The 12857-nt window shown below is 37.4% G+C and carries 8 protein-coding genes; 1 reads left to right on the top strand and 7 read right to left on the bottom strand.

Going from position 1 to position 12857, the window contains the following annotated elements; all coding sequences use genetic code 11:
* From SAGCYANO_RS07005 to SAGCYANO_RS06995, 3 genes are all read right to left on the bottom strand, one after another.
* Positions 1-1249: sensor histidine kinase (locus SAGCYANO_RS07005; RefSeq protein WP_202219421.1), on the bottom strand; the 1249-nt coding region annotated here is incomplete at its 3' end.
* 1157 nt (positions 1250-2406) lie between these two features.
* On the bottom strand, positions 2407-2586 hold the full coding sequence (locus SAGCYANO_RS44265; RefSeq protein WP_237395896.1) for a hypothetical protein: 180 nt from the start codon (positions 2584-2586) through the stop codon (positions 2407-2409).
* Complete coding sequence (locus SAGCYANO_RS06995) at positions 2586-3245, bottom strand: PhnD/SsuA/transferrin family substrate-binding protein (RefSeq protein WP_237395894.1); 660 nt, start codon at positions 3243-3245, stop codon at positions 2586-2588. The genes SAGCYANO_RS44265 and SAGCYANO_RS06995 overlap by 1 nt, the downstream gene beginning before the upstream one ends.
* 342 nt (positions 3246-3587) lie before the next feature.
* Between SAGCYANO_RS06995 and SAGCYANO_RS06990 the strand changes: the two genes are divergently transcribed.
* A complete protein-coding gene (locus SAGCYANO_RS06990; RefSeq protein ID WP_202219420.1) occupies positions 3588-3839 on the top strand; it encodes a hypothetical protein in 252 nt (83 codons plus the stop codon).
* 573 nt (positions 3840-4412) lie between these two features.
* On the opposite strand, the gene SAGCYANO_RS06985 is transcribed toward SAGCYANO_RS06990, so the two are convergent.
* The 4 genes from SAGCYANO_RS06985 to SAGCYANO_RS06970 all read right to left on the bottom strand — a co-directional run bounded on the left by SAGCYANO_RS06985 (position 4413) and on the right by SAGCYANO_RS06970 (position 12736).
* Positions 4413-7451 (bottom strand): S-layer homology domain-containing protein, encoded by a 3039-nt coding sequence (locus SAGCYANO_RS06985; RefSeq protein WP_202219419.1) that lies wholly within the window; start codon positions 7449-7451, stop codon positions 4413-4415.
* Positions 7452-9131: 1680 nt separating this feature from the next.
* Positions 9132-9818: a polysaccharide deacetylase family protein gene (locus tag SAGCYANO_RS06980; RefSeq protein WP_202219418.1), complete on the bottom strand. Its 687-nt coding sequence runs from the start codon at positions 9816-9818 to the stop codon at positions 9132-9134.
* Between the two features lie 476 nt (positions 9819-10294).
* Positions 10295-11404 carry a CAP domain-containing protein gene (locus tag SAGCYANO_RS06975; RefSeq protein ID WP_202219417.1) on the bottom strand — a complete coding sequence of 370 codons (1110 nt, stop codon included), beginning with the start codon at positions 11402-11404 and terminating at the stop codon, positions 10295-10297.
* A 726-nt stretch (positions 11405-12130) separates the two neighbouring features.
* On the bottom strand, positions 12131-12736 hold the full coding sequence (locus SAGCYANO_RS06970; protein WP_202219416.1) for a hypothetical protein: 606 nt from the start codon (positions 12734-12736) through the stop codon (positions 12131-12133).
* Positions 12737-12857 lie beyond the last annotated feature (121 nt).

Below are 12857 nucleotides of genomic sequence, written 5' to 3'. Positions count from 1 at the left end.
GGTCAGTACTCATCCGTATAGAAGAAATTATCTGAGGCAAATCATTGATTATATAATTAAGATCGATCTCGTTCATTAAATCTTCTATTTCTGGATGTAAGTCAGGATATAGTCTTTGATAAAGATTTAGTAAATCAAAAACCTCTTGTATATATTCTTGAAGTGGGTTGATGTTACCATCAATAAAATTGATTGGGTTGTTAATCTCATGGGCAATTCCCGCCACCATTTGCCCAAGACTAGACATTTTTTCTGTTTGAATTAGTTGCGTCTGAGCTTGTTTTAGGTCTTGCAAAGCTTGTGTGAGTTCAGTACTACGTTTCTCTAGTTTTTGATGAGTTAACTTTAATTCTCGAGTGTACTCTCCTACCCATCGTATAAGCTGATTTAGGGATACAGCTAATAACCAAACTTCATCAGTAGTGCTGACTTGAGCTTGCAAACTAAAGTCAGATTCTGCTGTCACTCTTTGGGCCGTCTCAGTTAATGCTTTGAGTGGACGGGCGATCGCTCGACTGGTATAGTATGCTAAACAAGCAGCGATCGCTACCGATAGGACCATACTACCAATAATAATTTGGATGCGTAATATTTCCGAACGCACAAATCGCTGGTTGGCTTGATTTTGTTGTTTTTCTACAATAGCTATTAGCTGATTTAAACTTTCTGATAGCCTTTCAAACTGAACGCGAATCTCAATGGCTTTGTTTTCTGTGTTGATAGCTAATACTTTTTGCTGAGTAAATAGGATATCTTCTGGTTGCAAATTAACTGGATCTATTCCCTGCCAAATTCCCTCCATTAGTTGAGCATAAGAATTCCATGTCTGATTATAATTTTGTAATACTGTTTGCAAAATTTCCGGGTTTACTACTAACTGATTTGAGTTATTTTCAATTACATTATCGAGAGTGTTAATTACTTCTTTTAATCGATCGCTCCTAACCATAAACTTACTTATTTCATACTTAAACCATACTGGGTTGGCGACTACAGCAGCTAACTGTTGAGGATGGAATTGCACTTGCCAGATCGCACTTTCTAATTCTTTTAACAAACTATACTTTTTTTGTACTAATTCTAGCTGCTGTTGAGCTTGTTTGTGGTAGTAATCTCCCACAATTAACCCTACTGTTGTACCTAGCACTGCAATACCAATTACCAGGGAATAGCCATAGCCAATTTTTTTGGCAATACTTAAGCTTCTACTCCACTTATCGATTGCAGAGAAAAGTTTCCCTGTTTTCATACTCTATACCTCATTAGTAATACCATTTCTCAAAAACTTTTCTACACTTTCTTAAGTAGGGGAGTAAGGGAGTGGGTAGGGACGTTGTATGCAACGTCCGTACAGGGAGAATTCAAGAATTTAGAATTTAGAATTTAGAATTACCTCTCCTTTAAAACGGATAGGATTGACTCAAAGGAAATTTTTTCTTCTCTTGGTCGATTTGATATGGCGAGGAAACCCGCTCTTATCAGAGTCGCTCCGAATTGCGCCATCCCACCCTACGGGAAGCTCCGCTACGACAGCTTTTATCTCCTTAAAAGGGAAGCTTTATACCACAATTTTTCGGTAAACATCAGAATAATTAGCATTAACTGGCTAATAATTAGCAAATAAGTTATTTTACTAATGTTAATTACTTGATAACTGAAGTGTCAGTCAAGTATAGCATTAATGCATGGGAATTGGTATAAACTATATATTCCTAATAAACATCTCCAAAAATCAAAAATAAAATCAATTCTTATCCATAAATTATCAATTATTTTTCCCTGTTCCCTCTTTTGGAGGAGATGTCTAATTAGGGCTTGCTGATTAAATCTAAAAGCATTGAAATATAAAAACTTTAGCCTTTTTCGGGTCGAAAAAAGTGCCTGTTTTTCAGTGTAAAACGCTCAAAAGGTTAGTATTTTAGGGTGCATCTCAATGCGTGAATAAAGCAAAAAATTTATGGCTTTTAGGGAACGGGGAACAGGGAACAGGGAACAGGGAATATATAGGAAAAAAGTATTTTTGCAAATATGAGATGCACCCGTATTTTAGGCGCATAGTTGGGCAAAAAAATCAAGGGATAATTCTTGCTTCTACCTCCTCGCTCCCGATCCATTTCTCCTGTCTCCCCCTCCCCTCCTGGGAGCAGGGCTAATTCTTTGTCGTAGCAGAGAATATTCATATGGATATGAAATACAAAAAATTGTGCAAATATACAAGTCTCTCATCCCCCATCTCCCCACCTCCCCATCTCCCCATCTCCCCATCTCCCATCCCCCCATCCCCATCTCCCTATAAATTTTTCTAAGCGTGACAATAAATAGACCCTGCCTCCTGGGAGGGGTTAGGGGTGGGTTGTCTCCTGTCTCCTACTCCTACCACTCATACTTTCCATACGCAAACCTTAATTACTTAATAAAATTCTCTTCTCCCATAGCTTTATAAACTTCGCGAATTATGTTATAATCACTGTCGTTAGCGGGAACGAAGGTAGCACCTTTGAACTTAGAAGCAAAACGTGGCACAGAGAAAATAGCTTGCAACAGTTGGGCCTTATTTTCCAGCATCCGCTCGCGAATTTCTGCCACTAAGGCTGGTTCGAGTTTGCTACTACCAATAAATACATCATTGGGAAGTGCCTTGCTCTCGGCAAGTAGGGGATAATTGCTCTGAGATAAACTCTCTTTTTGCAGAGAACTTTGGTATCTGTGCCAAACTTTTCCCAGGCATCAACTTCACCATTTTTTAATGCCTTTAGCTGATATTCTTTTGAGTTAACAATTGTGATATCGGACTGTGGGTTTAATCCAGCATCTATCAGCATTTTAATTGGTCCTATATAATTTCCTGTGCTACCTATCTCACCTAGCTCAATTTTTTTGCCTTTTAAGTCTGCTAGTGAATCAATTTCGCTATCTGCACGAATAGCAATAATAGAACGGTAATTAGGACGGGTTAGAGCAACAATTGGTACAGCATTTGTTCTTGCCTTAACGATTACATATTCTGATGGGCCAGCCAAAACTAAATCTACTAAGCCTAGCTGTAGTGAAACTGCTGCTTCCACAAAGTTATCAACGGGAAAAAATTCAATTTGTGTTTCTAACACCTCTGTCAAAGCATTTCTAAACGCATCATACTCGCTTTGCAACTCTGCCATACCTTCAGCATCGCTCACTGCAAATAACAGTTTATCTTTTTTCTTAAGAAGAGAATTATTAGAGTTGCTAGACTGATTGTTTGTCACTGTAGTACAACCAGCAACAAAGAGGAGAATATACTTAATAAAATAGCGTCTAAACATGGTTTTATGTATTTTTATTAAAATTATATGTAGAAAATATAGAGGTTAGTTGTTTGATTTTGGAGTACATAATACCAATTCAATAAATATTTGCTACAAATAAATAGGTTATTTATTAAAAGTCAGTTGTAGGGACAAACGGCTGTTTTACCCTACAGGATCGAACTCTGGAAACGGAGCATAAATTTGGTAAATTCCTTCCAGATAGCTTCAATAAAACATTTTTATTATACTTAATTATCCTGATATGTATAATATCAAATCCGGTAGCATCGGTGTAATTAGATGGAGGGATGGGGGATGGGGAGATGGGGGGATGGGGAGATGGGGAGATGGGGGATGGGGAGATGGGGAGATGGAGGATGGGGGATGGGGGATGGGGAGATGGGGAGATGGGGAGATGGGGGATGGGGAGATGGGGAGATGGGGAGATGGGGAGATGGGGAGATGGGGAGATGGGGAGATGGGGAGATTAAGAAATATTTGGTAATGGTTGAAGATGGAACATTTTTTACGTGCCGAATTAAACGGATTTGATATAATATAGCAAAGAACAAGTTGCTTAGATATAGACTGATGAAAAACCTTAGACAGGGTGTTTTTCCCACTTTTGCCTGTTGCCTCTCTTGGTGCGGGTTCCCTGCTATACTATTTTTTTGAAAGGAAAAAGGGTACAGAGAAAATAAAATCTAAATATGTCTTATGTTTACTCTACTCCCAATCAAAACTTATATAAACAGGACTTACGCATGGATACTAAATCCAGTGAGGGCGAATGCCATTCGCCCCTACATATGGCGTTTTTCAGGTGAATTTGGGTAAGTCCTGATAAATTTACTAGACATCTCCAGAAATTAAATATTCCTATTCGAGCAACCCTTTTAGAGGGTTTATCTACAGTCAGTTTAATTAGCATTACAGCGCTTTTCAAATTGATGAACCACATCTTCATACATCAAACTTTGTAGAGACGTTCCATGGCACGTCCCTACTGTGGTCTACCCAAATGAAAACCGCTGTAAAATAACCCCTGCTTCTTGTTTCCCACTCCCCACTCCCTGCTCCCTGCTCTGGTACTCACGGTTTCTGCATTCTTTTTCGCGCCTATGTCTACTGTTCAATCGCAGAGCCATAAATTTGCCAGAGCTGAATAATATTATCTTGCGAAACACTTACAAGTTGTTTGCTATCTGGACTAAAAACAATTGCACCATCACCTTTAATACTTCTCAACAATTTTCCCGTACCAAGACTCCACAGATTAATGTTACCATCCTCACTGCTACTAGCAAGTATTTTTCCATCTGGACTAATGGCGATCGCCTTAATTGCCTGAGAATGTTTTTCTAGAGTAAAACGTACTTTCCAAGTTTCCACATCCCAGACTAAAACCTTACTTTCTCCCTTCATCGCATGAGCAATAGTTTGCCCATCTTCGCTGAAAGCGATCGCTTCTATGCCACCATTATTATTTGTATTAGGTATAGAAAGATTTCTCAACAGTTGTCCTTGCTCTGCATTCCAAAGTCGAATAAACCTCGGTCCTCCACTAGCTGCCATGCGGAGACCACCAGCGCCAAAAGCAATAGGTTGAGTGCCATTCATCCTGTGCAGTAGTTGCCCTGTATAAATATCCCAAGATTTCATTCCGCGATCGGCGCTGCATCCTATTACTGTTCTGCCATCAGCAGTGAAACCAACAGCAGTTACTACTCCAGAATGCCAAAAACTGACGAGCATTTCTCCTGTAGGAATATCCCACAATTTCACTGTACCATCTCCACTTCCACTAGCTAGAGTTCTTCCATCTGGACTAATTGCTACTGAGCGCACATTAGCTTGATGGTCGGATAAAGTATTTAGCAATTCGCCTGTTTGTAAGTTCCAAAGTTGGATATCTTGACCGCGACTACTAGCTAATATTTCTCCATCAAAACTAATGGTTACAGAGAAAGCAGAATCTGGTTGCGGGTTAGATAGAGAGCGAACTAACCTTGGTGCAGGGATTAGACCGTTACTAATATCTGGCTGCGTTTCTGTATTTTCTGTTTCCGTGGTTGCTTGGGGTGAAGTTTCGGGTCGTTGTGTTTCAGGGTTGTTGTCTGTTTGTGTTGTTTCTGGTGGAAGTGTTATCGGTGTTTCTGTATTTTCTGTTTCTGTAGTTGCTTGGGGTGAAATTTCGGGTTGTTGTGTTTCAGGGTTGTTGTCTGTTTGTGTTGTTTCTGGTGGAAGTGTTATCGGTGTTTCTGTATTTTCTGTTTCTGTGGTTGCTTGGGATGAAGTTTCGGGTCGTTGTGTTTCAGGGTTGTTGTCTGTTTGTGTTGTTTCTGGTGGAAGTGTTATCGGTGTTTCTGTATTTTCTGTTTCTGTAGTTGCTTGAGGTGAAGTTTCTGGTCGTTGTGTTTCAGAGTTTTCTTCTGTTTCTGTTGTGTCTGTATTTTCAGTTACTTGGGGTGAATTTTCTTCCGTTTCATTAGTTGCAAAGGTAACGGTTTCTTGAGTTTCTGTAGTAGAATTCTCAGGCACAACTACATTTCCACTAATTTGTCCATCGCTATCATAACCTTTATCTGCTAAAAATTGACGCAAATTATCAAAATATACTTCGCGATCGTTGTTTTGATATACCTTTTCTATTAATTTCCAACCATCTTCTTTTTGGCCTAACAAATATTTATTTGCTAGATAAGCTGCCAAAACTCCTTTGACATTTTTATTTTGACTAGAACGCTGATAAAATTCTAGCCAAAGTTCTGAAGCGCTAGTATTTATTTGTACTGGATATTGCCTGGTAACATCTAACATTTCTCCTTGACGATACTGCCAAATACGAACGGGAAATTTTGCATCATTTATATTAGAAAATACGTTAGCAAATCGACTATCAACACTTTGAAATTCTGGAATATTATCTTTATCTAAATCTGTGATTCTATAATTTACATTTCCCCAGAAATGACGCAACATAGAATATTTATTTCGTGTTGGTTCGTAGAGATAAATCAATGAATAAGTACCACCATCAAATACAACATCACTATTATTTATAGTCACTAAATCTACTAATACTTCTGATTCTCCATTTCCATCTAAGTCTAGTAATTGTACTTTCACAAATCTACCTGCTAATACTTCCGTTTCAGTGTCAGATTCTGAGTCGTCTGCTAAAGATTTAACTGGTATTGGTTCATTTAAAATAATTTCTCCACCTCTGATAATTTTCAGATTTAAGTTGCTGACTAAATCTGTATTATTTGCTTGTTCGTAAATAATTTCTGCTTGTAAATTACCATTGCCAAACCTTTCTACTATTCCTGGTGGATCTGTATTTTCTGTAGAAGATTCTGGAGTAGTTTCTGAGTTAGTATTTGCCGTAGATTCTGGAGTAGTTTCTGGTGCAGTTGCGGTAGTTGTTGATTGAGTATCTATCTCAATTTTGGCAATGTATTCTGAGGGGACTTGAGAAACTAAACCATCATTATTTGTTTCAGTATTTGCAATAGATTGACAGAGAAAAGTCGCTACCTCTGAACGAGTAGCATCTCGATTAGGATTTAGTTTTCTCACATTTGGATAATTTACAACAATACCTTTTGCTGTTGCTGCGGCAATAGATTTTTTTGCCTCTTCAGGAATTGCTTCTGCATCTTCAAAAATTGCGTTTAAATTTCGTTCTACAGATGTACTTGCTCTATAATTTAATCCTTGACTTAAAGCTGTTAATACTTGCCATCTTGTAATCTTGAGAGTAGGGTTAAAAGTTTTGCCAATATATCCTGATAGGAAACCCATTTCATAAGATTTTTGAATGGCATTATAAGCCCAATAATTCTGAGGAATATCTACAAATTTCATCGGGTCGCGGACTAATTTTGCATCTGGAAAAGCCCTAGTAATCATTGCAGCAAATTCCGCTCTAGTTACAGGTGCATTAGGGCGAAATGTTTGAGTTTCATTGTAGCCAGATATTATTCTTCGGTCTAATAAATCTTCAATACAAGCTTGAGCAAAATGATTTTGTATATCTTTTAAGGTCGTTTCAGCAAGTGCTGGTTTGATGATTTTATTGTCAAATAATTTGGGATTGATTATAGTACTTAATGCTACGACTAAAGCAACAACAGGATGCCATTTATAAATTTTTATCATTAAATTTCCTCCACCACTTTTGAACTCTAAAAAATAGCTCAACTTTTGTCATCTGAACTACTCAAGAATACCTTGAGAAGAAAACTCTGATTACAGACTGACAATTCCTTATTCTAGCCAGTTTATTCTATCTCTGACCAAAGAAAATTATATTTGGTTCCATTTTCATTAGACATCTCCAGAAAAGAAGGTATAGGGAATAGGCAATGGGCAATAGGGAGAAGTAATTAATAATTTATGGATAATAATTTATTTTATTTTTGATTTTGGAGAGGTCTATTAGACATTTGTCAATCACAAAATGGGTGCTTTTTACAATGTTTTATTCAGGATTACGAGAAAAGGCTTATACCAATTTGATAAATGTTTGTTACAAATGGTAGAAGTAAGAAAGAAGGAAGAGGAAAGAAGGAAGAAGGTTTTTTTTAAAAGGGAAAAAAATATAAATAACTATCTCAAATTAACTGGAGTAGCTATTTTTAAGAATATCCGATTGAGGTCTACGTTTTTCTAGCATTCTTTTTTCAAATTGGTATTATTTCAACAATTAAAAATTACCTTTTCTTAAAATTGTAGGATTGATTAAAAATATTTTTATCCTTGTAGGGCGACAACCAGTATCCCAGGGAAGGAGAGATTTTAAAACTTAATTATTCGATAATTTCTGGAGAGTTCTATTGATTGAATAATTAGGGTTTGCTGAAAAAGTCTTATGGGTGAGGGTAGGAGTCAACCCACCCCCGCCCCTCCCAGGAGGGGAAGTCAGTCGGACCGAGTCAGGAGAAATGGGAATTATAGAGGAGGTAAGAGGAAGAATAGTCCCTTGATTTTTCTGCGCAACTATGCGCCTAAAATGCTAATTTTTTGAACCTAAGCGACCTAAAAGGTTGGATTTTTTTCAACTAAAAAATACTAAAACCTTTGTATGTCAATGCTTTTAGATTTAATCAGCAAACCCTAATTAATACCAATTTGACAATTATTTGCGGCTTTGTTGCATGAAAGTATATAGCTGCCGCACTTGCTCCGCATATCTACAACAATAACGCGCTGAAACTGCTGTAACTATTGGACAATAAATAAATAGAACATCAGTCTTTGAAATAAAAAAGCTGAAACCTTTACATCTTAAAGCTTTGAGCTTTGAACGGTCAGCCATAACTATTGGACAATAGTAAATAGAACATCAATAGTCGCGTGCTTAGAGCGATTAAGCTGCCGCACTTGCTCCGCCAACGCTTTCTCAGCAGAGCAATAACTATTGGACAATAGTAAATAGAACATCAATAATCGCGTGCTTAGAGTGATTAAGCTGCGGAATGGATGTTAAAAACGCTACTTTCATGCAACAAAGCCATTATTTGCTACAAATAACTATGCTATTTCTTAGGATTCAGGATTCATAATGAATAGCTTTGATACCATTTTTGAGGTTGTAATTTATATTTTTCTTTGAATAAAAATATCCTGTATACTCTTTTGTTAGCCCTGATTATTCTAAACATTCTTTTTTCACCCTTGATATAAGAAGCAAGAAGAAAAAAATGATAAATCTACAGCATATTTCAGGTCAATGAGGTACAAACATGAAGAGCAAAGTGTTTGTAGTGCGGGCATCTTGCCCGCGAATGATGTACCTTACTAATATGAAGTACGCTGTATTTATCGATCTATCTTTCGTTACTTAATTCTATCTGTTTTGTTTGTTTGCCACATTTGTTCTATAGTAATAAATTCGTAATTTTTTTCTAGTAAAATCGGAATTATTTCAGCAGCTATTTTTGCCACATCTTGACCGCCATAACATCCATCATGCAAAACAATAATAGAACCATTAGAGGTTTGCTGAACTACTCGATTAACTACCACTGAAATTCCTGGTATTACCCAATCTTCAGGTACTACACTCCACATAACATTTCGATATCCCCATTCCTGTAATAATTTTAAAGTTTGAGGTAGAAATACACCATTGGGAGGACGAACATCACAAACTAATTTTGCTTCTAATCCACAAGCATTATAAATAGAAAGCTGTGTTTTTTTTAAACTAGATTTAAGTTGAATAGGAGTTAGTTGAGGAAATGATATATGTTCGTAGCCATGTAAACCAATCCAATGACCTTTTTCATATACAGTTTTAGCTATTTCTGGATAACGATCTATACATATACCTAACCAAAAAAAGTTAGCTTTAATCTGATATTTATCTAGAACTTCTAATAATTGAAGTGTATATTCTGGATGTGGTCCATCATCAAAGGTAAGAGTAATTTCTGATTTTTGTGTATTTCCTTGCCATAAACAATTAGGAAAAGCTGATTTTAATATTGGATGTAAAATAGGAAATAAAGGTGCTAGTGCCATAATGAAGTCAGAAGTCAGAAGTTGTTAAAGTCAAAAGTCAAAAGTTAAAAGTTAAAAGTCAAAAGTGATATTTTATATCATGTTCGGTTGAATACTTACACTTTGGAGGAAGGAAGGCAGTAGGCAGTAGGCATAAGGGAATATTGGTTCAACGCCAGAAGCTTTTTTTATAACTGAAATCCTAAATAGGTCGTGACAAATCAAAAAGTAAATAAAAAAACTGGGCGTTGGTGAATCAAGCTATGAAACCTAAATTTTGCCAAATATAAAATGTTTTTCAGTTAATAGTTAGGCCATCGCCATTAAAGCACAATCATAGCCGAAATCACCAACGCCAAAAACTGAAACTCTTACCTGTTCCCTGTTCCCTAAAAAGCAGTAAGATTTTTGACACGAATAAAATAGGATTGCTATATTATATCAAATTTATCACCCCATCACCCTATCACCCCATCCCCCCATCCCCCATCCCCCCTCTACAAAGATGTTCCAAATACTTGTGCCCAATAATGGTTGAAATTAACGCTACCAGTATCGTTTTCCAAGAAATAGTAACCAACACCAATTTCCTGCAAATTTGGATCGAGAATGTTAGCGCGATGTCCGGGACTATCCATCCATCCTTCTACTACTTCCTCCGGTGTCAAATACCCTACCGCAATATTTTCCGCCCAAGCTGAAAAATCATAACCTGTAGCTTCAATACGATCGCCTGCTGAAGAACCATCTAACCCTGTATGCTCGAAAAAGTCTTGCAGTGCCATATTCTCTGTGTGAGTTTGTGCCGCCTGACCTAATAATGGATCTGTACTCAGGGGAGACAAACCCAACTGGGTGCGCTCTTGGTTGGTCAGTTCGACAACTCTATTAATGAAATTTTGATTATCTGTTTCAGCATTTGAAGAGGGTTCAAATAAGAAATTCGCGCTGCTGAGACTTCCCGCAGATACATTATTTACTAGCGCTATAGTTTCTCCAGTGAGGCGATCGACTATCGCAGTATTTTGCTGACTACCACTACTATTTTCTAGACTGATATTGTCAAAACTTAAACCATCGGGTAGTTGAATTATATCGATACCATTTTCAAAGTCAGCTATTTCATCCACACCTGCACCATTTTCTAAGACAAAGACATCGCTACCTGCTCCACCATTAAGAGTATCTTGTCCCAAACCACCACTGAGAGTATCATTATCGCGATCGCCAAATAAAACATCATTACCGCCGTCTCCAAAGAGGCGATCATTATTTTTGCCCCCAAATAAACTATCCCCACCATTGCCCCCTCTAACAACATCAGCTTCGCGATCGCCACGGACTAAGTCGTTACCATTGCCTCCTTCTACTGTATCATCGTCTTTGCCACCCATTAGAGTATCATTACCTCCTCCACCAACAATACTATCTTCACCCCGGTTCCCCAGGATGAATTCTGAGTCTGAAGACCCCGTAACTGTATCGTTGCCACTAAGAGCAGCTAACCCATCGGTAAAATTAGCCAGTTCTCCAGAGGAAAGAGCGATCGCTTCTGCATTATCGGTGGCGAGTAAGTTATTGCCATTAGGCGTGAGTTCAGTTTCCATTTGTTACCTGCTTTATTAGTTTTTTTACTTAGATCAGAGCTTACGCACAACCCTCATAAGTATCTCGTAGGAGCGAATGCCATTAGCCCCCTACGGATAGCGTATTGTCTAAGAATTTGCGTAAGTCCTGTTTCAGATAGATAGATAAACAACAAAGTCAAAACTACAATTAACAGTACAGACATTCCGGAAAACATTCTTGCTTTGGTCTACTTTGACCGAAAAAAGACAATCAAAAGTTGTGGTGGTGCATAGTAATAGTAGAGAGAGTGTGGGGAGTTTGGGGACGCACTTAGACACGGAGACACGGAGACACGGAGACACGGAGACACGAGGATGGAGGCTTTTATACCAGTTTAAAAAAAGAATGCTACAAGAAGGTAGATATTGATCGGATATGCTTAAAAATAGCTGCTTCAGTTCACTTTAGATAGTTATTTCTTTGGCACAAAAAAAAACTAAGTACGTAACAAAAAGTACAGTAGCTCTAAAACCTCTTCCCTTCTACCTTATGCCCTTTGCCTCCTACCTTCATCTAACAAACCATAAATTTTAACGCCTACCTACTTAATTCTGGTTCACTCCCCTTTTAAGAGAAAAAAAGCGGTCGAGGGATAGTGAGTTCTCGGAACCATATCCAATCGACCAAGAGAAGAAATAATATATCCTTATATTTAATCAAGAGCGGTTTTAACCAGAGGTAATTATCAATTAATGAAATCCCTTTTAAAAGCGACTATCAGTAATTTTACTACACTCTACGACACAACTCTTGAAATTTTCTTCAGTTGGGTTACTGACGATTTTTGTGAAACCTTTAACTTCACATCCTTCATAGCGACGAGCATCAAATAAATACTTTTCAACCACAGGGAATTTGTTATCAGAAACTTGTGTTGTAGCGGTTTGCATAGTAGTACCAACAAGTGGGCCGATTTCTACCTCAGAAAAGTTATCTTTTCCTTCAACTGTTACTCGGTAAAAATCTTCTCTATTCTCGTAATCATAGGGATTATATTCATCATAGTAATAATTATAGGGATCTAAATCTTCATTATTGATTCTTAGATATTCTATAGTATCAGTTTCTCCCAATACCCCTAAAAATTCCAACCCAGAAATCCCTTTAACAACACACTGTCCCTCGCATTCATACTTTCCTTCAACATCATCTATATTTAGATAATTGCAATCACTAGACCCAGAATAACCTAGTGCATAGGCAGAAAGTTCTGACGTTTGAAAGCCTCCAATTACTAAGACAGCAACGAGAAGACTCAGAGCAACCAGTCTTATTAACGACTGAAAGAAACTAGCAATATTCATCATCATAACCTCAATTCATTATGTTGATCAGGATAAATTAATTCTCACAAAAAGTCAAAGCTCTAGTATGAATTTTTGAGATACGCCTGTAGTTAATTTGATTTATAATAATGCATTTCTAAATATT

Origin of the sequence: Okeania sp. KiyG1 (genome assembly GCF_014132355.1) — a bacterium.
Classification (GTDB): domain Bacteria; phylum Cyanobacteriota; class Cyanobacteriia; order Cyanobacteriales; family Microcoleaceae; genus Okeania.
Note: the sequence above shows the minus strand (reverse complement) of the source record. Positions and strands in the feature narration are given on the sequence as shown.

Bases quoted from the DNA above. Each gene is read 5' to 3' on its own strand.
- SAGCYANO_RS06985 (WP_202219419.1), bottom strand. From the start codon at position 7,451: ATGATAAAAATTTATAAATGGCATCCTGTTGTTGCTTTAGTCGTAGCA.
- SAGCYANO_RS06975 (WP_202219417.1), bottom strand. From the start codon at position 11,404: ATGGAAACTGAACTCACGCCTAATGGCAATAACTTACTCGCCACCGAT.
- SAGCYANO_RS06970 (WP_202219416.1), bottom strand. From the start codon at position 12,736: ATGATGATGAATATTGCTAGTTTCTTTCAGTCGTTAATAAGACTGGTT.
- SAGCYANO_RS06980 (WP_202219418.1), bottom strand. From the start codon at position 9,818: ATGGCACTAGCACCTTTATTTCCTATTTTACATCCAATATTAAAATCA.
- SAGCYANO_RS06990 (WP_202219420.1), top strand. From the start codon at position 3,588: ATGGAGGGATGGGGGATGGGGAGATGGGGGGATGGGGAGATGGGGAGA.